The 22,578-nt window shown below is 68.0% G+C and carries 18 protein-coding genes, 3 tRNA genes and 1 pseudogene; 16 read left to right on the forward strand and 6 right to left on the reverse strand.

Annotation, left to right across the window (positions count from 1 at the left end; translation table 11 throughout):
• Positions 1 to 161: 161 nt before the first annotated feature.
• The gene (locus ABD289_RS05195) at positions 162 to 1,607 is read left to right on the forward strand and encodes an arylsulfotransferase family protein (protein ID WP_344127076.1); all 1,446 of its coding nucleotides are present in this window, start codon (positions 162 to 164) and stop codon (positions 1,605 to 1,607) included.
• Between the two features lie 59 nt (positions 1,608 to 1,666).
• Here ABD289_RS05195 and ctaD read toward each other — a convergent pair whose 3' ends face one another.
• Positions 1,667 to 3,358, reverse strand: coding sequence for an aa3-type cytochrome oxidase subunit I (ctaD, locus tag ABD289_RS05200; protein WP_344127078.1), 1,692 nt, complete (start codon positions 3,356 to 3,358; stop codon positions 1,667 to 1,669).
• A 172-nt stretch (positions 3,359 to 3,530) separates the two neighbouring features.
• A complete protein-coding gene (locus ABD289_RS05205) occupies positions 3,531 to 4,100 on the reverse strand; it encodes an SACE_7040 family transcriptional regulator (RefSeq protein ID WP_344127080.1) in 570 nt (189 codons plus the stop codon).
• Between the two features lie 83 nt (positions 4,101 to 4,183).
• On the opposite strand from ABD289_RS05205, the gene ABD289_RS05210 reads away from it, so the two are divergent.
• From ABD289_RS05210 to ABD289_RS05220, 3 genes are read left to right on the forward strand one after another with little or no spacing between them, the layout of a single operon-like run.
• Positions 4,184 to 5,797 carry a carboxyl transferase domain-containing protein gene (locus tag ABD289_RS05210; protein WP_344127082.1) on the forward strand — a complete coding sequence of 538 codons (1,614 nt, stop codon included), beginning with the start codon at positions 4,184 to 4,186 and terminating at the stop codon, positions 5,795 to 5,797.
• An 11-nt stretch (positions 5,798 to 5,808) separates the two neighbouring features.
• Complete coding sequence (locus ABD289_RS05215; protein WP_344127084.1) at positions 5,809 to 7,800, forward strand: acetyl/propionyl/methylcrotonyl-CoA carboxylase subunit alpha; 1,992 nt, start codon at positions 5,809 to 5,811, stop codon at positions 7,798 to 7,800.
• Between the two features lie 2 nt (positions 7,801 to 7,802).
• Complete coding sequence (locus ABD289_RS05220) at positions 7,803 to 8,960, forward strand: acyl-CoA dehydrogenase family protein (protein WP_344127175.1); 1,158 nt, start codon at positions 7,803 to 7,805, stop codon at positions 8,958 to 8,960.
• 58 nt (positions 8,961 to 9,018) lie between these two features.
• Here ABD289_RS05220 and ABD289_RS05225 read toward each other — a convergent pair whose 3' ends face one another.
• Positions 9,019 to 9,597, reverse strand: coding sequence for a hypothetical protein (locus tag ABD289_RS05225; protein WP_344127086.1), 579 nt, complete (start codon positions 9,595 to 9,597; stop codon positions 9,019 to 9,021).
• A 567-nt stretch (positions 9,598 to 10,164) separates the two neighbouring features.
• On the opposite strand from ABD289_RS05225, the gene ABD289_RS05230 reads away from it, so the two are divergent.
• The 10 genes from ABD289_RS05230 to ABD289_RS05275 all read left to right on the forward strand — a co-directional run bounded on the left by ABD289_RS05230 (position 10,165) and on the right by ABD289_RS05275 (position 16,103).
• Positions 10,165 to 10,407 (forward strand): hypothetical protein, encoded by a 243-nt coding sequence (locus ABD289_RS05230; protein ID WP_344127088.1) that lies wholly within the window; start codon positions 10,165 to 10,167, stop codon positions 10,405 to 10,407.
• Between the two features lie 505 nt (positions 10,408 to 10,912).
• Positions 10,913 to 10,985, forward strand: a tRNA-Glu gene (locus ABD289_RS05235).
• 23 nt (positions 10,986 to 11,008) lie between these two features.
• Positions 11,009 to 11,085, forward strand: a tRNA-Asp gene (locus ABD289_RS05240).
• 29 nt (positions 11,086 to 11,114) lie between these two features.
• Positions 11,115 to 11,188 (forward strand) — tRNA-Phe (locus ABD289_RS05245).
• A 521-nt stretch (positions 11,189 to 11,709) separates the two neighbouring features.
• Positions 11,710 to 12,303 (forward strand): TetR/AcrR family transcriptional regulator, encoded by a 594-nt coding sequence (locus tag ABD289_RS05250; protein ID WP_344127090.1) that lies wholly within the window; start codon positions 11,710 to 11,712, stop codon positions 12,301 to 12,303.
• A gap of 140 nt (positions 12,304 to 12,443) precedes the next feature.
• Positions 12,444 to 13,178, forward strand: a complete 735-nt coding sequence (locus ABD289_RS05255; RefSeq protein WP_344127177.1) for an NADPH-dependent F420 reductase — start codon at positions 12,444 to 12,446, stop codon at positions 13,176 to 13,178.
• Positions 13,179 to 13,399: 221 nt separating this feature from the next.
• Positions 13,400 to 14,092, forward strand: a complete 693-nt coding sequence (locus ABD289_RS05260) for a nitroreductase (protein ID WP_344127092.1) — start codon at positions 13,400 to 13,402, stop codon at positions 14,090 to 14,092.
• Positions 14,093 to 14,681: 589 nt separating this feature from the next.
• Positions 14,682 to 15,095, forward strand: a complete 414-nt coding sequence (locus ABD289_RS05265) for an Nramp family divalent metal transporter (RefSeq protein ID WP_344127094.1) — start codon at positions 14,682 to 14,684, stop codon at positions 15,093 to 15,095.
• Positions 15,096 to 15,194: 99 nt separating this feature from the next.
• On the forward strand, positions 15,195 to 15,644 hold the full coding sequence (locus ABD289_RS05270) for a hypothetical protein (RefSeq protein ID WP_344127096.1): 450 nt from the start codon (positions 15,195 to 15,197) through the stop codon (positions 15,642 to 15,644).
• Positions 15,645 to 15,791: 147 nt separating this feature from the next.
• The gene (locus tag ABD289_RS05275) at positions 15,792 to 16,103 is read left to right on the forward strand and encodes a hypothetical protein (RefSeq protein ID WP_344127098.1); all 312 of its coding nucleotides are present in this window, start codon (positions 15,792 to 15,794) and stop codon (positions 16,101 to 16,103) included.
• Positions 16,104 to 16,459: 356 nt separating this feature from the next.
• On the opposite strand, the gene ABD289_RS05280 is transcribed toward ABD289_RS05275, so the two are convergent.
• The gene (locus ABD289_RS05280; protein ID WP_344127100.1) at positions 16,460 to 17,098 is read right to left on the reverse strand and encodes a TetR/AcrR family transcriptional regulator; all 639 of its coding nucleotides are present in this window, start codon (positions 17,096 to 17,098) and stop codon (positions 16,460 to 16,462) included.
• Between the two features lie 326 nt (positions 17,099 to 17,424).
• Between ABD289_RS05280 and ABD289_RS05285 the strand changes: the two genes are divergently transcribed.
• Both ABD289_RS05285 and ABD289_RS05290 read left to right on the forward strand, forming a co-directional pair.
• Positions 17,425 to 18,777, forward strand: a complete 1,353-nt coding sequence (locus tag ABD289_RS05285) for a lipase family protein (protein ID WP_344127102.1) — start codon at positions 17,425 to 17,427, stop codon at positions 18,775 to 18,777.
• Between the two features lie 82 nt (positions 18,778 to 18,859).
• Entirely contained in the window at positions 18,860 to 20,446 is a 1,587-nt protein-coding gene (locus ABD289_RS05290; RefSeq protein ID WP_344127104.1) for a GMC oxidoreductase, read from the forward strand.
• 327 nt (positions 20,447 to 20,773) lie between these two features.
• Here the strand turns inward: ABD289_RS05290 and ABD289_RS05295 are convergent.
• Together ABD289_RS05295 and ABD289_RS05300 are read right to left on the reverse strand one after the other, a co-directional pair.
• Positions 20,774 to 20,998 (reverse strand): annotated as a pseudogene (locus ABD289_RS05295) (helix-turn-helix domain-containing protein); the annotation flags it as partial.
• A gap of 445 nt (positions 20,999 to 21,443) precedes the next feature.
• Positions 21,444 to 21,992, reverse strand: a complete 549-nt coding sequence (locus ABD289_RS05300) for a hypothetical protein (RefSeq protein ID WP_344127106.1) — start codon at positions 21,990 to 21,992, stop codon at positions 21,444 to 21,446.
• Positions 21,993 to 22,578 lie beyond the last annotated feature (586 nt).

Consider the following 22,578-nt stretch of genomic DNA (forward strand, 5'->3'; position numbering starts at 1 on the left):
TGTGGAATTGATCGCTGCGGTCCGCGCAGCGGCACGCGGGTGGGATCGATCGGCGCTCGGGCACACCGAGGCGTGGAAACTTCTCGCAACTCGCTGGTCTGGAACCGCTCGGCCGTTTAGATCTCTAGCCGGGGGTCCCGCCTCGGTGGACGGAGAGTCCGATGCGAAGTTCAGGTTCCCGGGTGCTGGTCGGCGTTCTGCTCGCCGTGCCCGCACTGCTCGCGGGCGTGCTGCCCGCCACCGCCGCGCCGCCCGTCGCGGAGGCCCCGCCGCAGCCCGCCGAGTTCGTCAGCCGACCCGACCTGAGTCCACCGGTGGTGCGGATCGATCGGGGCCCCGGTCGGACCGAGCCCGGCCAGATCTTCGTCGCGCCGCACGGCACCGACACCCACAGCGGTCCGATGATCCTCGACGAAACCGGTCAGCCGGTCTGGTTCCAGCCGGTCGGCGACGGTGACCGGCACTTCACCATGGACTTCAAGGCCCAGCGCTACCAGGGCGAACCGGTGCTGACCTGGTGGCAGGGCGCCCCGCACCCGGGTTACGGCTCCGGCGAGTACGTGATCACGAATCAGGCCTACGAGCAGGTCGCCACCGTGCGCGCGGGCAACGGCCTGGAGGCTGACCTGCATGAAATGGTGATCACGCCGCGCGACACCGCGCTGATCACGGCTTATCACACGGTCCAGCTGGACCGGCCGGTCGTCGAGGGGGTCGTGCAGGAGATCGACATCGCCACCGGTGAGGTGCTGTTCGACTGGCGCAGCCTCGACCACGTCGCGCCCGCGGAATCGACCGCGCCGGTGCCCGAGGACCCGGCGGCCCCGCACGACTACATCCACCTCAACTCGATCACCGAGGACGCCGCGGGCAACCTGCTGATCTCGGCGCGGCACACCGACGCGCTCTACCAGGTCGACCGCGGCAGCGGCGAGATCATCTGGCGGATGGGCGGTACGAACAGCGACTTCGCGGTGGATCCCGAAGCGGCCTTTGCCCGCCAGCACGACGCTGGGTGGCTGCCCGACGGCAGGATGAGCCTGTTCGACAACGCGGCGAGCGAACCGGGCCCGATCTCGCGCGGCCTCGTCCTCGACGTCGATCAGCAGGCCCGCACCGTCGGTCTTGCGGAGTCCTACGAGCATCCCGGCGGTGCCACCAGCGTCAGTCAGGGCAATCATCAGGTGCTTGCCGGTGGCAACCACTTCGTTGGCTGGGGATCGGTTCCCGAGTTCACCGAGTTCGGCCCCGCAGGTGAGGTGCGGCTGCACGGTTCGCTCGGTGACGGGATGGAGTCCTACCGCGCGTTCAAGCTGAACTGGTCCGGTGCTCCCACCGACCAGCCGGCCGCGGCGATGCGCGACGAGACCGGGGGCCGCGCGATCTACGCGAGCTGGAACGGCGCCACCGAGGTCCGGTCTTGGCGGATCCTCGCTGGTCAGAGCGCCGACGGTTTGCGCCCGGTCGTGGAGAACGTCCCGCGAGAGGCGTTCGAGACGCGAGCGGTGCTGCCGTCGGCGGAGCCCTACGCGGCGGTGGAGGCGCTGGACACCGACGGCCGGGTCATCGGCCGCAGCCCGGTGATCGAGCCGTCGGCGCGGTCATAGGGGCGTTTCAGTTCGGTGTGCGCGGTGGTTCGGTTGGGCCGAGCCGCGGCCGCTCGTCGCTAGCGGCGGCGCAGGCCCGTGTGGGCTTCGGCTTCCAGCCGCTCCGCCATGTGCGGGTAGTGCAGCTCGAAGGCCGGCCGGATCGAGCGGATCCGCGGGATCTCGGTGAAGTTGTGCCGAGGTGGCGGGCACGTCGTCGCCCACTCCAGCGAGTTCCCGTGACCCCACGGGTCGTCCACCTCGACGACCTGGCCGAAGCGGTAGCTGACGAACACGTTGTACAGGAACGGCAGCATCGAGGCGCCCAGCACGAACGCGCCGATGGTCGAGATCAGGTTCAGCGTGGTGAAGCCGTCGGTGGCCAGGTAGTCGGCGTAGCGGCGCGGCATGCCCTCGTTGCCCAGCCAGTGTTGCACCAGGAACGTCAGGTGGAAGCCCACGAAGGTCAGCCAGAAGTGCATCTTGGCCAGCCGTTCGTCCAGCATCCGGCCGGTGATCTTCGGGAACCAGAAGTACACCCCGGCGAAGACCGCGAACACGATCGTGCCGAACAGCACGTAGTGGAAGTGCGCGACCACGAAGTAGGTGTCGGTGATGTGGAAGTCCAGCGGCGGTGAGGCCAGCAGGACCCCGGTCAGCCCGCCGAGCAGGAACGTCACCAGGAACCCGATCGAGAACAGCATCGGCGACTCGAAGGTGAGCTTGCCGCGCCACATGGTGCCGATCCAGTTGAAGAACTTGATCCCGGTGGGCACCGCGATCAGGAACGTGGCGAAGGCGAAGAACGGCAGCAGCACCGCGCCGGTGGCGAACATGTGGTGCGCCCACACCACGGCCGACAGGCCCATGATCACCAAGGTGGCGAACACCAGTCCGGTGTAGCCGAACAGCGGTTTGCGGCTGAACACCGGCAGGATCTCGGTGACGATCCCGAAGAACGGCAGCGCCACGATGTAGACCTCGGGATGCCCGAAGAACCAGAACAGGTGCTGGAACAGGATCACGCCGCCGTGCGCCGGGTCGAACACGTGCGCGCCGAGATGCCGATCGGCCAGCAGCCCGAACAGCGCCGCGGTCAGGATCGGGAAGGCCATCAGCACCAGGATGCTGGTGGCCAGGATGTTCCAGCAGAAGATCGGCATCCGCCACATCGTCATGCCCGGGCAGCGCAGGCAGACCAGCGTGGTGATCATGTTGACCGCGCCGAGGATCGTTCCCAGCCCGCTGACGATCAGCCCCGATGCCCACAGGTCGCCGCCGAGCCCCGCGCTGAACATGCTCCGCGACAGCGGGGTGTAGGCCGTCCAGCCGAAGTCCGCGGCCCCGCCGGGCAGCAGGAACCCGCTGATCACGATCAGCCCGCCGAACAGGAACAGCCAGTAGGAGAAGGCGTTCAGCCGCGGGAAGGCCACGTCCGGGGCGCCGATCTGCAGCGGCAGGATGATGTTGGCGAACCCGAACACGATCGGCGTCGCGAACAGCAGCAGCATCACCGTGCCGTGCATGGTGAACAGCTGGTTGTACTGCTCCTGGGAGAGGAACTGCATTCCGGGTTGGGCGAGCTCGCCGCGGATCAGCAGCGCCATCGCCCCGCCGAAGATGAAGAACCCGAACGAGGTGATCAGGTACAGCACCCCGATGGTCTTCGGATCGGTGCTGCGCAGCCAGGGAGCCAGCCGCTCGCCCTTGCGCGGGCGCCCGTGCTGGGATCGAGTGGGGACCGCAGTGGGTGTGATCCCGGTGGTGGCCATACCGCCTCCAGCCGCGTCATCGCAGCTCAACCGCCTGCCCCAAGTCTTGTTCCGGTTGGGTGGTGCCGCAACTGGCCACCCGGGCCACGTCGGGGGGCAATGGGGCCGTCGTGGTCGCACCCCGCAACTTCCCACGAAACGGCGGTCTTTTCGCGCTGAGCGCGGCCGGTCGTCAGGCCGCCGCGATGGCTCCGTGCGCCATGTGGTCGAGCAGCTCGGCCATCTGCCCCTCGTCCAGGTGAGCGCTGAACGGCGTCGAGTTGATCAGGCCGAACACCGCGTGCGCGGTCGCCCGCGCGGTCGCGGGCTCCAGCGCGGGCCGCGCGCGGCACAGCGCCTCCACCCACACCTCGACGTAGCTGCGCTGCGACTCGCGCACCCGGTGCCGATCCGGCTCGGGCAGGCTGTCCAGATCGCGCATGTGCAGCGTGATCAGCGACGGGTTGCGCAGCGCGAAGTCGACGTGCCAGCGAACCAGGCCGTGCAGCGCCTCCTCGGGGTCCGAGGCGGCGCCGACCCGCTCGCGCCCGCCGTGCAGCAGCCGATCGCTGATGCCGGTCAGCAGCTCCGCGAGCATCGCGTCCTTGCTGCGGAAGTGCCGGTAGAGGGCGGGGCCGGACACGCCCACCGCCTTGCCGATGTCGTCGATGCCCACGCCGTGGAAGCCGACGCGGGCGAACCGTTCCGCCGCCGCGGCCAGGATCTGCTCGCGGCGGGTGGGCGTGGCTCCTTCGGTGGACATCGGGACAAATCCTAGACGAAGTCGGTTAGTCGTCGTTAACATCCTGACTAAGTTAACGATGACTAACACCGGAAGGTGTGCCCATGGATGCGCCCACCCTGCGCTCGGCCGTGGATCTGGCCGGGCCCGAGTACGCGCGCAACGCCGAGCAGCACGCCGAGCTCGTCGCCGATCTCAACGCGCAGCTTGACCGGGTCCGCCTGGGCGGGCCGGAGAAGGCGCGCGTCCGGCACGTCGAGCGAGGCAAGCTGCTGCCCCGGGACCGGGTCGACGCGTTGCTGGATCGCGGTTCGCCGTTCCTCGAGCTCTCCCCGATGGCCGCGCACGGCCTCTACGACGACGAGGCCCCCTCGGCGGGAATCATCGCCGGCATCGGGCGGGTCTCCGGGCGCGAATGCGTGGTGGTGGCCAACGACGCGACGGTCAAGGGCGGCACCTACTACCCGATGACCGTCAAGAAGCACCTGCGCGCCCAGGAGGTCGCGCTGCACAACAACCTGCCGTGCATCTACCTGGTGGATTCCGGCGGGGCGTTCCTGCCCAGGCAGGACGAGGTCTTCCCGGACCGCGAGCACTTCGGCCGGATCTTCTACAACCAGGCCACCATGTCGGCGCGCGGCACCCCGCAGATCGCGGCCGTGCTCGGCTCCTGCACGGCGGGCGGTGCCTACGTCCCGGCGATGAGCGACGAAGCGGTGATCGTCCGCGAGCAGGGCACCATCTTCCTGGGCGGGCCGCCGCTGGTGAAGGCGGCGACCGGGGCCGAGGTCACCGCCGAGGAGCTCGGCGGCGGCGAGCTGCACTCGCGCACCTCGGGGGTCACCGACCACCTGGCCGTCGACGACGCCGACGCGCTGCGCCGGGTCCGCAACATCGTGAGCACGCTGGGCCCGCGCGAAATCCGGCCGTGGGACGTGGAACCCAGCGAGGAGCCCGCCGTGGACCCGGCAGGGCTCTACGGGGTGGTGCCCACCGACTCGCGCACTCCTTACGACGTGCGCGAGGTGATCGCGCGGATCGTCGACGGCAGCCGGTTCAACGAGTTCAAGCACGACTACGGCCAGACGCTGGTGACCGGCTTCGCCCGCATCCACGGGAACCCGGTGGGCATCGTGGCCAACAACGGCATCCTGTTCGCCGAGTCGGCGCTCAAGGGCGCGCACTTCATCGAGCTGTGCGACAAGCGCTCGATCCCGCTGGTGTTCCTGCAGAACATCTCCGGGTTCATGGTCGGCAAGGAGTACGAGGCCGGTGGGATCGCCAAGCACGGCGCCAAGATGGTCACCGCCGTGGCGTGCGCGCGGGTGCCCAAGTTCACCGTGGTCATCGGCGGTTCCTTCGGCGCGGGCAACTACTCGATGTGCGGACGGGCGTACTCGCCCCGGTTCCTGTGGATGTGGCCCAACGCGCGGGTCTCGGTGATGGGTGGCGAGCAGGCCGCCTCGGTGCTCGCGACGGTCCGGCGCGAGCAGGTCGAGGCGCGCGGCGAGGAGTGGCCCACCGCCGACGAGGAGGCGTTCAAGGAGCCGATCCGCGAGCAGTACGAGACCCAGGGGCACCCGTACTACGCGACGGCGCGCCTGTGGGACGACGGCGTGATCGACCCGCTGCAGACCCGCAGCGTGCTGGGGCTGGCCATCTCGGCAGCGGGCAACGCGCCGCTGGAACCGGTCTCCTACGGCGTCTTCCGGATGTGAGGGGTGTGGGCATGTTCGACACGGTTCTGGTGGCCAATCGCGGTGAGATCGCGGTCCGGGTGATCCGGACGCTGCGCGGGATGGGCATCCGGTCGGTGGCGGTGTTCAGCGATGCCGATCGCGGCGCGCGACACGTCGCCGAGGCGGACACGGCCGTCCACATCGGGCCGAGCCTCGCTTCCGAGAGCTACCTCAACGGCGAGCGGATCCTGGACGCCGCGCGGGAGACCGGCGCCCGGGCCATTCATCCCGGGTACGGATTCCTCTCGGAGAACGCGAAGTTCGCAGCGGACTGCGCGGAGGCGGGGATCGCGTTCATCGGCCCGCCCGTTTCGGCGATCGAGTCGATGGGCGACAAGATCCGCGCCAAGCAGGTGGTGACCTCGGCGGGGGTTCCGGTGGTGCCGGGGCGCAGCGATCCCGGCCTGACCGACGCCGACCTGCGCGCCGCCGCGCTCGAGGTCGGGCTGCCGGTGCTGATCAAGCCGTCGGCGGGCGGTGGCGGCAAGGGCATGCGCCTGGTGCACGACGAGTCCGAGCTGACCGAGCAGATCGCCTCGGCCCGCCGGGAGGCCGCCGCCGCGTTCGGCGACGACACCCTGTTCCTGGAGCGCTTCGTCACCCGGCCCCGGCACATCGAGGTCCAGGTGCTGGCCGACACCCGCGGATCCGTGGTGCACCTGGGCGAACGCGAGTGCAGCCTGCAGCGCAGGCACCAGAAGATCATCGAAGAGGCCCCGTCGCCGCTGCTGGACGCCGAGACCCGCGAGCGCATCGGTACCGCGGCGGTCGACGCCGCCCGGGCCGTCGGCTACACCGGCGCGGGCACGGTGGAGTTCATCGTCTCCGCGGACGCGCCGGACGAGTTCTTCTTCATGGAGATGAACACCCGCTTGCAGGTCGAGCACCCGGTGACCGAGCTGGTCACGACCGTCGGTGGCGGCCGCGGTGTCGATCTGGTCGAGCAGCAGGTCCGGGTCGCCGCGGGCGAACCACTGCCCTGGGCGCAACCGGACCTCGGCCTGGAGGGGCACGCGGTCGAGGCGCGCGTCTACGCCGAGGACCCGGCGCGCGGCTTCCTGCCCACCGGCGGTGAGCTCCTCGCCGTGCACGAACCCGCGGGCGTCCGCGTGGACTCCGGGATCCGGGCGGGTGATCGCGTCGGCTCGGACTACGACCCGATGCTGGCCAAGGTGGTCGCCTGGGCCGGCGAGCGCACCGACGCGCTGCGCAGGCTCGACGCCGCGCTGGCCGACACGGCCGTGCTCGGCCTGCGCACCAACGTCTCGTTCCTGCGCGCGCTGCTGCAGCACCCGGAGGTCGTTTCCGGGGAGCTCGACACCGGCCTCGTCGAGCGCGACCTGCACGAGCTGACCGCCGCAGCACCGGGCGAGGACGTCTACGTCGCCGCGGCTCTGGAGCGCCTGATCGCCGCGCAGCCCACCGGGGCGGTCGTCGATCCGTGGGAGATCCCGAACGGCTGGCGTCTCGGCGAGGCGGCCTGGAGCAGCTGGCGGTTCGCGGCTCCGGACGGCGAACGCGAGGTCCTCCTGCGCGGAACTCCGCAGGAGGCCGAGGTCGCCGTGGAGTCCGGCACGCACCGGGCCACCGCCAGCAAGGACGGCGACGAGCTGACCGTGACCTACCGGGGCCGTGCTCGCCGGTACCGCTGCGCACACGTCGGGGGCACCACCTGGCTCGCCGCCGCGGGCCACACCTGGGACCTCGCCGAGAAGAAGCTGCTCACCGAACGCACCGGCAGCGGTGGCGCGTCCGACGGCGTGGTCACCAGCCCGATGCCCGGAACCGTCCTGGCCGCCGACGTCGCGCAGGGGCAGCGGGTCGCAGCTGGGCAGAAGCTGTTCGTCGTCGAGGCGATGAAGATGGAGCACACCATCACCGCTCCGCTCGACGGCGTCGTCACCGAAGTGCACGCCACCAAGGGGCAGTCGGTCGGGCTCGACCAGTCGCTGGCTGTCCTGGAATCCCGGCAGGAGGCTTGACGATGGTGGACCACCGGCTCAACGAGGAGCACGAGGCGCTGCGCGAGAGCGTGCAGAACTTCGCCCGCAAGGAAGTGGCCCCGGTCATCGGCGACTACTACGAGCGGGAGGAGTTCCCCTACCCGCTGGTGCGCAAGATGGGCGAGATGGGCCTCTTCGGCCTGCCGGTCCCCGAGGAGCTCGGCGGAATGGGCGGGGACTACTTCGCGCTGTGCCTGGCTCTGGAGGAACTGGCTCGCGTCGACTCGTCCGTTGCCATCACCCTCGAGGCGGGGGTGTCGCTCGGGGTGATGCCGATCCTGCGATTCGGCACCGCGGAGCAGCAGAGCACCTGGCTTCCCGAACTGGCCTCCGGTGAGGTGCTGGGTGCCTTCGGGCTCACCGAACCCGGCGGCGGTTCGGACGCGGGCGCGACCCGCACCACCGCGGTCCTCGACGGCGATCAGTGGGTGATCAACGGCTCCAAGGCGTTCATCACCAACTCCGGCACCGAGATGACCGGCTTCGTCACCGTCACCGCCGTCACCGGGAGTCGTCCCGACGGCGGCAAGGAGATCTCCACGATCCTGGTTCCCTCGGGCACTCCGGGCTTCGAGGTCGCCAAGAAGTACTCGAAGGTCGGCTGGAACGCCTCGGACACCCACGCCCTGTCCTTCGACGACTGCCGGGTCCCCGCCGCCAACCTGGTCGGTGAGCGCGGCCGGGGCTACGCCCAGTTCCTCGCCACCCTCACCGAGGGCCGGGTCGCGATCGCCGCGGTCGGCGTGGGGCTCGCCCAGGGCTGCGTCGACGAGTGCTTGCGATACCTGGGCGAACGGGAGGCGTTCGGTCGCAAGATCGGTGAGTACCAGGCGATGCAGTTCAAGCTCGCCGAGATGGAGCTGCGCGCGCACACCGCTCGCCTGGCCTACTACGACGCGGCTTCGCGGATGCTGCGCGGCGAGCCGTACAAGAGGCAGGCCGCGATCGCCAAGCTCGCCTCGTCCAACGCGGCGATGGACAACGCGCGCGACGCGACCCAGATCTTCGGCGGCTACGGCTTCATGAACGAGACGCCGGTCGGCCGCTTCTACCGGGACGCCAAGATCCTGGAGATCGGCGAGGGCACCAGCGAGGTTCAGCTCATGCTCATCGCCCGCGAACTGGGGCTGGCCGCCTGAGACGACAGAAGGCCGTGGTCGCGATCGGGGTATCGCGGCCACGGCCTCCTGCGCGGTCCTACTGGAAGCGCCCGTGCGGGACGGTGATCTCCTCGGTCCGTTCGACGTCGGAGGGCTGTCCCTGGCTCAGCGGTCCGGGCGGTGGCGGCACGGGGGCCGCCGGTGCCGGGCCGGCCTGCAGGCCGGGGTGCATCGTTTCGGGGTTGGGCTGGAACGGATCGGGAGCTCCAGCGTAGGGATCGGGGTCGGGGGTGATGTCGTGCTGCACGGTCTCCTCACCGGGCCACGCAGGCGGCAGCTGGTCGTGCTGCCGCGGCTGCTGGGGCTGCGGTGCGGGGTCGGGTGCCGGGGTCGGCTCCTGCTCGACCGTCTCGAGGTGCTGCATCACCCAGTCGCGCGCGAGCGCGGCCGGGGACGTGCCTTGCTTGAAGGCGAGTTCCTTGAGCCGTTCGTTGGCCATCAGCGGGAGTCGTAGCTGGTAGACCTCCGCCGCTCCGAAGCGACGTCCGGAGCCGGTGGATTCGAGGCTGTCCTCCGGCTCCAGTGCAGCCAGGTACGACTCGAATTCGGGGTCGGGTTCGGCTTCCTCGGCGGCGGGCTTGCGCTGCCGATTCGCCTTGATGCGTCCTAGAGCCACGCGCACACGATAACGGTTGTGTTGCGGCGTGCCCATCTCCAGCGTCCGGATTGTCCGCTCGCCCTTGGTGCGGGGTTCGTTCCCGCGGCGGCTCGCGCGCGGCACTCGTGGAGGAAGCGTTGTGCTGGGCAAACGGCTCTGAAGTGCGGAAGGCCCCCGCGCCAGGGGGAATAGCGCGGGGGCCGGAGGGGATCTCCACAGGTGCTGACCGGGGGTGTGTCAGCGGGTGCGATTGTGGCACGCGTCCCACTCGTTTGGGGAGTGCCTGTTCACGATTAGTGCTCAGGGTGACTGTGAAGCCGGTTTTGTCCGGTTGCCTCCCCCGGTGGCTCCCGGCAACGGGCTGGCGGATGAACCAAGCCCTTCGAGGGGGTCCAACGGCAGCGGGCTCGTCCGGCTCTGCGGGCGGCGGGTGCGTCATCGACGATGTGAGCCGCGCAATATCCAAAGTGGATCACCTGCAGGCGTGTGATTACTCAGAGTTGAGTCCGAATCACTCTCTGGGGGGCTGCGACTGTTGAGAACCTGTGGATAACCTGCGGCCGGAACCCGAGCCTGGGAGGCGCAATGTACGGGTCGCTGGACGTACGAAAGTTCTTGTGGCAGCAGGAAGACGGGCAGGCGCGGCAGTCGTCCGCGGTGCCCGGGCAGCGCGCCGGTGAACCCTCGCGCGTCTCTGAAGAGCAAGTACACCGCGCGAGAGTCGCGGTTGCTCGCAGCGCGCACAGCGCTGAGGACTGCAGGTTGCTGCTGGACATGCTGGGGCTGGTCCCGGACGAGGGTGGCGGCGAGCCGCCGGTCAGCCGCTGACCTGGGATGCGGCGCGTGATCGGCCGCTGCGCGGAGCGCTCACCGAACGTGTGAGAGCGGCATCTACCGCCGAGCGGAAGGCTGGCCTCCGTGATGACGTGCCGTGGCGATGGTGATCAGTCGTTCGGGTGGTTGGCCACGCGCGCGATCGGCATCCCGCCTCGCCGCACGGTGCGGCCCGCTCGGCCCAAATCCTGAGGCTCAGGTCACAAAAACGACCTTGAGTGCGATTTGTCCGTTTCCGGCCCTCGGGGGTCGACTCGGAGCGGTCGAGGCGGCGCCGGACGGCTCAGCGTCCGGGTTGGCGTTTTACCAGTTCAGGTGACTATGCTCGGGCTCGAGCGCGAACGCCTGCTGCCGTCCGCGGGGGCCGTGACGCCCAAAGGGGACCCCCCTGTTTGGGCGCGGTTCAGGCATGTCGTAAGCTTTAATCACTGCCAACGGGGCGCTCCCGAAAGGGGAAAGCCGGTTGGAGGCAAGGCCGGGTCGGTTCCGAATCGGCCAAGCCCCCATCGTCTAGCGGCCTAGGACGCCGCCCTTTCAAGGCGGTAGCGCGGGTTCGAATCCCGTTGGGGGTACGAACAACTGAAGAACGAAGCATGGCCCAGTGGCGCAGTTGGTTAGCGCGCCGCCCTGTCACGGCGGAGGTCGCGGGTTCGAGTCCCGTCTGGGTCGCCAAGGCGAACGGCTACGAGCCGGACGCTATCGGCCAGGTAGCTCAGTTGGTACGAGCGTCCGCCTGAAAAGCGGAAGGTCGGCGGTTCGACCCCGCCCCTGGCCACCGCTCAGACCTGCAAAAAAGCCCCTCCGGACTCCGGAGGGGCTTTTTTGGGTCTCAGTTTGGGTCTCAGTTGGGTGTTGGCGATGGAGGGACACCCCGCCCACGGCCAGTACGGTGACTTGTGACAGGCCAGTTGTTCTTGACACAGACTCCGTCTGGACCAGGCGTTCGACGCTGGCAGCTGCGCTGATGCGCGAGGCCGACCTGACCAACAAGGGTCTGGCCAAGCGCATGACCGATCTCAGCAACATCGACGGCGGCGACCCGATCGCGCCACGGCCGAGGAGATGGCGTGGGCCCGCCCACACGGCTGGACCTGGAACCTCGCGCGCTTTCTCCCGGGTCGGGTCGGTAACCATCGAGGATGGATAGCCACCGCGGCTGATCTGACCGTGCGGCTCAAGATCTTCTCAACCAGGATCTCTCACTTGACCGGAGGCATCCTCCGTTTTACGCTGAACCCTGTTCGGAGGAAGCCTCCGTTTTGTTGTGGTCGGCGGCCACGTGGGTCGGGAGGATGTATGAGTCCTAAGCAGCAGCGGCGTCGGCCCCGTTCGGACGTCCAGCGCAACCGGGCGGCCCTGCTGGAAGCGGCGCAACGTCACTTCCTGCAGCAGGGGGTTGGCACCTCTCTGGAGGCTGTGGCCAAGGAGGCCGGTGTTGGGGCTGGCACGTTGTACCGGCACTTTCCGACCCGGGAGGCGCTGCTGGCGGCGGTGCTGCAGACGCGTTCGGAGGAGTTGGAAGCCCGTCGGGCGGACATCGCCCAGATCGACGATGCGTCCGAGGCGCTGCGGCAGTGGTTGCGGGCCATGGAGGAGTACTTCAGCGCCTTCAGCGGGTTGCCGGAACCGCTCATGGCTGCGGCGAGGGAGCAGCAGCCCGACAACCCGCTGACCGTGCCCTGCGAGAACCTCATCGCCACTACCGACGAGTACGTGCGGGCAGCGCAGGGCGCCGGGCAGGTGCGCCCGTCGGTACGGGGCTATGACTTGTTCCTCTCGGCGGTGTCCGTGGCCTGGACGATGGGCGCCGGTGCCACCGATGAGGCATCGCTGGACCGTCTCCGCGCACTCATCGAAAGCGGATACCGCCAGCAGAACGATGAAGAGTAGGTACCGGTACCGGCCGCTCCTTTTTTCGCAGCGGGTGGCCGGCACCAGAGAGCCGTCCGGAAGTTCCGACGGTGTTCTTCGCACTCTCATCACACCAGGCCGCCCTTTCCCCGATGGCGCGACTTCGAGAAGGACGAATCATGAGAATTGGCGTTATCGGTACGGGACCGATTGGGACAACGTTGACACGCAAGCTCAGCGCGGGTGGACACGACGTTGCCGTGGCGAACTCCCGGGGTCCCGAGACCATCGACGCTGAGACTCTGGAATTCGGGGCGCACGCGGCGACCGCCGATGATGCCGTCCACGATAAGGACGTGGTCGTGCTGTCCGTCCCGTTCGGGCGGATCCCGGCGGTGGCGGCCTTGTTCACCTCGGTGCCCAACGAGACCGTGGTCATCGACACGTCCAACTACTTTCCACACTTGAGCGGCGCTATTGAAGCGGTGGACAACGGTCAGGTCGAGAGCCTGTGGGTCACGGAGCAGCTGGGGCGACCCGTGGTCAAGGCGTGGAACGCCGTGCTGTCAGAAACCTTGCAGACCAAAGGTGTTCCGGTGGGCACCCCGGGCCGCATCGCGCTGCCGGTCGCGGCCGACTCCGATGAGGCGCGGCGCGTGGGCATGAGCCTGGTGGACGAAACCGGCTTCGACCCGCTCGACGCGGGTGTGCTGGCCTTTTCCTGGCGCCAGCAACCGATGACCCCCGGCTACTGCACCGAACTCGGACTCGACGACCTGGGCCGGGCGCTGGAAGCGGCCGACCGCGCCGAAACCCCACGCAACCGTGACCACCTGCTGGACCGCTTCGGCGCCTTCACGTCCACGCCCACGCTGGAGGAGCTCGTCGAGCTCAACCGCTCCCTCCACCGCTGACCCTGACGCTGTCGCCTCCCGTACGCGGGTACGACAGCGCGGCCGCGGCGGCCTGCGCAACTCAGCAACGACAGGACTAGCACCCTGTCGGCGCCCCCTGCGGCCTACAAGCTCGACACCAACGAAAGCCCGTCGCTGCAGTCGCACTATGCCGCGTTCTGCAGCCACCCCGTCCATCGCAACCGCGATGACAGGAATAAGCACGATCGAGAGGAATCGCTTTGACCGACACCGCCTTACCCTTCAGCGACGTCGTGCGGGGCCGGCGCTCCGCCCGGAGTTTCCTGGCCACCCCGCTGTCCGAATCGGACATCCGCGCCGTGCTGGAGGACGCGCAGACCGCCCCGTCGAACTGCAACACCCAGCCCTGGACGGTCCACGTCGTCTCAGGTGAACAGCGCAACGCCCTGAGCAAAGAGCTGCTCCGCGCCGATGACGAGGGGCGTTTCTCCGCCGATTTCACGTTTGATTACGCCGATTTCGGCGAGGGCACCTACCTCGACCGGGCGCACCACCACGCCGCGTCGTTCTACCAGGCACGTGGTGTGGAGCGCGAGGACCGAGAAGGCAGGAAAGCCGTGGTCCGCGAGAACTTGGAATTCTTCGGTGCTCCGCACGTCGCGTTCCTGTTCATGCCGGTGTTCGGTGACGCTGTGCGGGTGGCCGGAGATATCGGCATGTACGCGCAGACCTTCCTGCTCTCACTGACGGCCCGCGGGTTCGACGGCATCCCGCAAACCGCGCTCGGCTTCTACGCCGACGTCGTCCGCGACGCCCTGGGCGTGCCCGAGGAGCTCAAGCTTCTGTTCGGTATCTCGTTCGGCACAGCCGACGAGAGCGCTCCGGTCAATGCACTCCGCATGGGACGAGTCCCGCTTGAGCAGAACGTGATCCTGCACGGTCTCTCGGAATAGGCGCTCTCCTCTGATAAGGAATCGCAGTACGCACGTTTACGGCAAATCCCGCCCCGAGAAGCTTTCCGCAGGTCACTTCTGTAAAGCAAACCGTTTCCGCGCCAATGTCACGCTGTCGGACCTTCGCAAATACAGTCCAGGCCATGCGGATCGGCTACGGGCGGGTCTCCCTCCGCGATCACCGCCCCGAGGCACAGCACGATGCCTTGACCGCGGTGGGCTGTTATGAGGTCTTCGTTGAACAAGGCCTCCGGCACGCTGACCCAGCCTCCTAGCTGGACAAGGCCCTGTCAGCCAACCGTTTCGACCACGCCCGAATTTCCGAAGGCGCCATCAACGGCCTCGAATAGGCTCTTCTGCCGTCAGCTTGCTTCGGACGCTGCCGCATCCGCAGAACTCCGGCGTTCCTACCGGAACACCGGTCCTTTCCTAGGGGACCGGAGTTCACGTGTCAGCTTGCGGAAGCGGGATCGCTGCGGGCGATCCGGGGCGATCGTGGACGACATCGGTGTTACTCCCTTGCACGACGTTGTGGTCGGGCGAAGCTTTCGGTGGGGTTGGGTTGGTGACCGGACCTACAGAACGGGCGATGTCCTCAAATAAGTCGCCAGATGAGCCGCAAGTTGTCCGGCGGGACGACCCATACCAGCTCACTCCGGAAGGAATCCAGGAACCTCCCACGACCTGGCGTGCCACTCTGCGCCAGATTGGTCCCGGCCTCATTATCAGTGCGGAGATCGTGGGCTCTGGTGAGCTGATCGCCACAACCGCCCTGGGCGCTCAAGCAGGATTCGCCCTGCTGTGGATGGTACTTGTGAGCACCTTCGTCAAGGTAGCGATTCAGGTCGAATTCGCGCGCTGGACCATATCTACGGGCCAACCTGCGATCACGGGTTTCAACAAAGTACCCCCGAGTTCGGCCGCACCGGTTGGATCAATTTTCTCGTGGTCCTGCTGTTTTTGGCGAAGATGCTTCAGTTCGGAGGCATCATCGGGGGCGTAGCGGCCGCCTTGAGCTTCCTGATGCCTATCGGTGGTGAGCCACTGGGATTCACCTCCCTCTTGCTCTGGACCACCGTTGTGGCCGGGCATTAGTATCGTTTTGATCTACTCCAACCGGTACTCGTTGGTCGAGCGTGGGGCCGTCATCCTGGTAATGGTCTTCACGCTGCTCACGATAGGCATCGCTGTCGGCCTGCCGTTTACCCCGTTTGCTTACGGCACAGAAGACCTCCTCAGCGGCTTTGGGTTCCAAATCCCAGCGGGAGCTCTGGGCATCGCCATCGCCATGTTCGGGCTCACCGGAGTGGGTGCGAACGAGATCATGGCCTACACCTACTGGTGTGCCGAAAAAGGCTATGCTCGCTGGGTAGGACCGCCGGACGGCAGCGACGAATGGGTACGACGAGCCAACGGCTGGATCAAGGTGATGTATAAGGATGCCTATCTTGCCTGGGGCGTCTACACCATCAGCACGCTAGCGTTCTTCCTCATGGGCGCCGCCGTTCTGCACCCACAAGGCCTCGTGCCCGAAGGCAACGAGATGATTTAGACCCTTTCGCATATCTACACCGACACCCTCGGTGAATGGGCCGGTGTCGTCTTCCTCATCGGTGCTGTTGGAGTTCTCGGTTCGACTTTGTGGGCTGCCTTGCCAGGATTTGCGCGAATTTTCACCAACCTGCTAGGTGTCTTCGGCGTGCTGGACTGGAACGACACTCAGAAGCGCTTGCGCTGGATCCGGATCTTCACGGTCGCTCTACCGATCATCTGGGGAGCATCGTATCTGTTTTTCACGAGTCCGGTTGCCATGATCGTGATCGGCGGCATCGTGAACGGTCTCTTCCTGATGGCGGTTGTGGTGGCGGTATGGTATCTGCGCCGCACCGAGGTCGATCGACGCCTGTACGGCGGCGCCATGTTCAACACCCTCCTGATCACCAGCAGCATCGCCATCGGATTGTTGGCTGTCTATACAATCCTTGACGCTGTTGGAGTCACGATCGGCTAAGGAACGTCCCAAAAACAGTCGCGACAACAGGTGTCCTCGCCCCAATGTCGATTGGGGCGAGGACACCTACGTTGGCGGGGCGCAGATCTGAACATCGCAGGTGCAAGACAACGCAAGAAGGAGTGGCCCACAGCTTGATTTGGCAGGACTTACTGTCTCAAATTGTTTCTAGCCACTGGCACTGGCAGTGAACGTTTTCCACTTGGGCTCAGCTTGTGTTGATGACGCTTCGGACGGCGTCGACGAGGCGGGTCGCCACCCGTGGGCTGGAACGGATCTTTCGGAGGATCTTCCAGGGCTTGAGCTGGTCTTTCGCGCGTTGGTGTTACACCGCGCTTGCCCCAGGGGTTGTCCTGTTAGTAGGGAAGGCTTTCCGTTGCTGCTCTTAGGGCTTTGCGCAGGGACGTCGTGATTTCTTTGGTGCCTGCGTGCTCGTCGGTGGCGTAGCGCTGTGCGAAGTCCTCCGCTGCGGCGCGGAGGGCGCCGTTGATGGTGGCCGCGTGGACCTTGAGGCGGAGGTCGTCGGGGTTTTCGCCCGAGCGGTCGGCGAGGAGTTCGCAGATCACCGGGAGGGCGTCGTCGTGGGCCTGCAGCCAGACGGCCCGCAGCGCCGGTTCGGTGCGCGTCATGCGGATCAGGTTCAGCACGGCGGGCTCGGCCTCGGGCAGGGTGCCGTGCTCGCAGGAATCGACGAAGTAGTCCAGCAGGCCGACGTCCGGCGGCCAGTGGCGCAGTTGTTCGGTCGCCGCCTCCAGGCTCGCGGCCAGCAGTGGTCGAACGCAGCTCTCCTTGGTGGGGAAGTGCCGCCACAGCGTGCGAGTCGAGATGCCGACGGCCTGCGCGATCTGCTCGCCCCTGGTCCCGGCGACGCCTCGCGAGTTGAACAGGGCGACCGCGTGCCGGGCGATGTCCAGTCGTAGAGCGGCTTTTCGCCGGTCGTTGAGCGAGGGCTTGGCCCGCTCCTCGTCGTCGCTTCCGGATGTCGCCTCGGTCACCGCTGCTCACCGTTCCTGTCCCGCCGGTCGCCGGAGTATACGTGCCCGAGCGAATTGGCACAGAAAGACGTCTTGTCACTGACTGCCACCTGTGTCTAGGCTCACGCAGGTGACTCGCCAGTAACCCAGGACGTCACCCGGTCGGCGATCGACGTCGACGACACGTCATCGGGCACGTGGCCACGAACCGCGGGCCCACCGGCGCGTTCGGTTCAGAAGCGCATCACTCGCGCACCGGCCGGACGCCCCGGCGGTGCGCGGGTACCGACCGCGGACCACCGGCTTGCGCAAGTTCGCACCATCCAATGACGCAGGAGCGATCCCGCATGTACCGATCCGTCCTCCGCCAGCGCTCGTCGCCCGCGCGCCTGCGCGGCATCTTCGCCGCCGGTGCCGCGGCGCTGTTGCTCGTCGGTGTCGCCTCGGCGCCCGCAGCGGCGGAAACGCCCAGCTCGCCGGGCATGGTGAACCCGGACTTCTACGATCCTCCCGCGGAACTCCCGCGAACCGACGGTGCGCTGGTGCGCACCGAACCGCTGCCGCTGGCGGTGAGCCTGCCCAGCATCGGCGGGAAGCGGTTGCCGGGAACGGCCACCCGCCTGATGTACAAGACGACCGATTCCAACGGTGAGCCCGCCGCCGTCACCGGCGCCTACATCGAACCAGCTGCGCCGTGGCGCGGAGGGGGAGAGCGTCCCCTGGTCGCGCTGGCGCCCGGAACCATGGGTCAAGGCGACCAGTGCGCGGCGTCGATGGGGCTGGAACGCCCGATCGCGCTCAGCGACGACTCGGTGTCGGTCGGCTACGAGGACATCGCGATCTACCGGCTGCTGACCAGAGGAGTGGGCGTGGTCGTCACCGATTACGTCGGGCTGGGCACGACCGACCGGCTGCACACCTACGTCAACCGGGTCGACGGCGGACACGCGCTGCTCGATGCGGTTCGCGCGGCGCGTTCGCTGCCCGGAACGTCGATCACCGCCGAGTCCCCCGTCGGTCTCTACGGCTACAGCCAGGGCGGTGGGGCCAGTGGTGCTGCGGTCGAGATGCAACCCGCCTACGCCCCGGACGTCCGGTTGGCCGGAGCCTACGTCGGCGCACCGCCCGCCGACCTCGTTGAGGTCATCGAGGGCATCGACGGCAGCGCGCTGGCCGGGGCGCTCGGCTGGTCGCTGAACGGATTCCTGCAGGCGGAGCCGGACTTGCGGCTCATCGCCGAGGAATACCTCAACGACGCGGGCGCATCCGCGCTGGAGGACCTGTCCACGATGTGCGTCGGCGACGGGATCTTCGGGCACGGTTTCGCCCGCAGCTCCACCTGGACGTCCACCGGGCAGACCCTCGGCGGGATCGTGCAGACGGAACCGCGGATTCGCGAGGTGCTCGACGAGCAGCGCCTCGGGACCGAAAAGCCCTCGACCGCGGTGCGCGTCGCGACCGGAGCGCAGGACGACATCGTGCCGCACGCGCAGGTCCAGCGGCTCGCCGCCGACTGGTGCGCTCGCGGCGCGGAGGTCACCTACGTCCCCATCCAGCTGCCCGACCTCGGCGAAGGGCTGCTGACCAACCACCTGGCCCCGCTGCTGACCGACCAGGACCAGGCCATCTCCTGGCTGATCGATCGCCTCGCGGGAGAGCCCGCGAGCACGAACTGCGCATCCGCGTCCGGCCAGGCCTGACCAGATCACGCGACCACGTCCTGCGCGCGACCGCGATCGCGCGCCGCGGACACTTCCCAACGCCGGTAGGAGACAGCACTTCATGACCACCACCAGGCGCTCCCTGCTCGGAGGAATCGCCGGAATCACCGCCACCGGTCTACTCGGCGCGGGCACCGCCGGCGCGCGCGTCCGGTTCACCCGGGAAGAACACCGCGCCATCGTCATCGGATCCGGCTTCGGCGGCGGCGTGGCGGCGCTGCGTCTTGCCCAAGCGGGTGTTCCGGTCACCGTGCTGGAGCGCGGACGTCGCTGGCCGTCCGGGCCGAACGCGGAGACCTTCCCGCGAGTGTCCGGTCTGGACAAACGAGCGATCTGGCACGGAACCGTTCCGGACGCGATCAAGCCTCTCGCGAGGCTCGCGGGCGCTCCGCTGGACTTCGATCCGCACGTCGGGCTCCTGGAGCCGGTGCTGGGGGAGAACATCCTGGCCATCTGCGCCGCCGGGGTGGGCGGGGGATCGCTCGTCTACCAGGGCATGACGTTGCAGCCCTCGGAAGAGGTGTTCAACACGTGGCTGCCCGAGGGGCTCGACTACCACCGGATGGACCGGCTCCACTACCCGAGGGTCGCGCGCATGCTCCGGACCGCCACGGCCCCGAACGCTCTCACCTCCTCGCCGAACTACTTCGCCGCGCGGGTCTTCGCCGAACGGGTGCGGAAGGCGGGCTACGAGCTCGAGAAGATCCCGATGCCGATCGACTGGGACTTCGCCCTGGCCGAGCTGCGCGGTGAGATGAAACCGTCCTACAGCAACGGGGATTGCGCGCTCGGGGTGAACAACGGCGGCAAGAACTCGGTCGACGTCACCTATCTCGCGGAGGCCGAGCGGACCGGCAATGTCACCATCGCCACCCACCACAACGTCACCGCCGTCGCTCGCGCGCGGGATGGCCGGTGGGAGGTGCACGTCGACCGGACCGACGACGGCGGTCGCGTGCTCGAGCGGAAAGTGCTCACCACCAACGCCCTGATCATGGCCGCGGGCAGCCTGGGCACCAGCAGGTTGCTGGTGCGCGCCCGGGAAACCGGTGCGATCCCCGGCCTACCGGACGGCCTCGGCGGACAGTGGGGCACCAACGGCGACCGCATCTACGCCTGGACCGACCTGGAGCAGGACCTGGGAGCCGTCCAAGGCGGTCCCGTGGTCTACGGCAGCAAGGAGTGGAACGACCCGGCCACGGCGAACACCGTCATTCAGGCGTCGCTACCACCGCTGGGCATCAACACCAGAACGACAATGCTGGTCGGCTTCGGTGTGAGCGCCGACCGCGGACACTTCGCCTACGACTCGCGCACCGACTCCGTGTCCCTGCGCTGGCCCCGGAATGGCGACACCGCCAGCTACCGGAACATCCATCGGCGCGTCTCCGAGATCTCCTCGGAGACAGGCACGCTCACCGACACCAACGACATCGTCAACAGCACCTGGCACCCGCTCGGCGGCGCGCCGATGGGCGCGGTGTGCGATCTGGACGGCAGGGTGCACGAGCAACCCGGACTGTACGTGCTCGACGGAGCCTTGATCCCCGGCACGACCGGAGCCTGCAACCCGTCTATGACGATCGCCGCGGTGGCCGAGCGCGCGATGGACAACATCGCCGCGCAGGACGTCCAGCGGGTCATCTGACGCGGCCGATCGACGCCCGATCCGCACGGATCGGGACGCCGAGGGGGTCGGTGAGACGGGGCCGTGAGCGCGCGTGCGAGCTCACGGCCCCGTCTCGCGACGACACCCGTCATCGCTGCTCGCGTTGCGCTCAGGCGAGTGGGAAAACGGGAAGCACCGTGCGCTTGAAGGTCGTGTTGATCACGGCTGCGAACGAGGCGTACCAGGCGACGATCGCGGTCAGCAGGCCGAGGTAGCCGCCGAGCTTGCTCGCGGCGTCGATGCCCGCGAGGTCGCCGACGGGAGGAACGCGAAGGTCAGGAATAGCAGCCAGAACCCCGGCCACTCGACTGCCTCCGCCAGAGGTGAGGCCATCGCGGCGAGCACGTCGAGGGCTTCACGGATATAGCGGAACACCGTCGCGAACCCGATCCCGAACCAGCACGCGAGAGCCGCGTAGGTCTCGCTTTTACGCAGGTAGGCCAACACCAACAGCGCCTGCCGTCCCGCCTCGAGGCGTCGCCAGCGGGTTCGGCGTGCTCGTCGTTCCTGGCGTAACGCGTCAGCCAGCACGTTGAACCGTTCCCGGTCGCTACGAGGTCGAGCGACCCCAACAAGGTCTTGGCCGCCGAACACGCCGTGGTGCGCCTCGAGCTCGAAGCACGGATCAGCGAGGCCGGGTTCAAAGACTCCGGCCTCAACATCGACCCGCACCACATCACCACCGCTTACAACGAGCTGCGACATAACGCGCACCCCTATTCCGGGCGTGCCGGACCGAGGTGCTCGCGCAGGCGCAAGGGTCCGCGGCTACATCAGGACCCCGGGGGCGCGGGGTCTGGTGTCTGGGGGTGGCCGACCGGCGAGCAGCGAAATGCAAGAGGTGCTGTGGCCCCCGCGCCGTGCCGAGAGGCCTAACGCTGGACCCGATGGACCTGCGGTACCGGCGCTCGCGCTCGCGGGCTTGGGCCAGCACCACGTCCACGTACGCGCCGGGCAGGTCGGTGGTCCAGTGGCGTCAGGAGTGCAGGGCGTACGAGGCGTGGGCGGCATGGGCTTCCATCCGGCTGGCCAGCTTGTTGGTCACGTGGCGGATCTCGTCGTCGGCGGTGGTCTTCCAGCCCAGGGTGCCGAGGTCGCGCACCGCTTCGGCCACCTCGCGCAGGATCGCCGCGCCCGTGGACGGCTCCGCCCCGACCGCGCGGTCGCCGAGCACCAGGCTCTGGGTCGCTGTGCGAACCGCCTTCGCCGCGCTCAGCGCATCGCCGAGGGGCTCGTCCGGTTCGGCCGGTGCTTGCCCGGACTGGGCGTAGTCGCTGTAGCCGGGGGGCGGGCCGTAGACGCCGTGCGGGCTGGGGGTACTGGAAGCACGCGGCCGCGGCGACGGCTCGTGCTTCCAGCAGAACCCGCTGGCCCCGGCCTGCATCGCGCAGGCGGCCCCGCCCGCCAGCACCACGCCGCAGCGCCGGTCGGGGTCATGGATGTGGCACAGCCCGGAATCGTCATCGGCGCCGATCATGCAGAAGCGGCCCGAGCGCGTACGTGCGGCACAGGAAGCTGAGGTCATCGCCCCAGCATCACCCGTCGCGCCGCGCCCGGGAGGAAGCGAAACCGCCGGTCAGCGCGGGAACGGCACGAACGGGGAAAACCTCATGACCGGCGATGTGCGCGGCCCGCGTTGGTCTCGACACGATCACTTCGCTTGTAACCGTTCGAGGACACGATCAGGCCACCTCTTCGCGGAAGGCCTCCGCGGAATCCCTGGCCCGTCGGCAAGGGCGGTGAATTTCCGCGATGAGGCACTTCAGAGCCTATCGAGACGACGATTACAGGACGAGCGCCTGAGTGGACGCCTCGTGAGCCGGGCTGGTGAGTTGAAAAGGCCCTCGTTCTGCATGGGATCGCTTTCAGCGATCCCAACCTCGGCCGCATCGCCTCCCAGGGCCTCCAGCTACGGGAAGAAAAAATCTCCCAAAGTGCGCTTCCACGGAGAGGCGTGGGGATGTACTACGACGAGCAGGATCCTGGCCGCGTGTCAGTCCGCGCGTGCCTGGGTCAGGTGGGTTTTCGCCGCCTGTTCGAGGTGCACGATGTCTCCGGCGACGGTGGCGTAGGTGTAGCCCTGGTCGAGTCGGCGCTTGGCCTCTTCTCCG

This window comes from Saccharopolyspora halophila (assembly GCF_039531955.1).
GTDB lineage: Bacteria > Actinomycetota > Actinomycetes > Mycobacteriales > Pseudonocardiaceae > Saccharopolyspora > Saccharopolyspora halophila.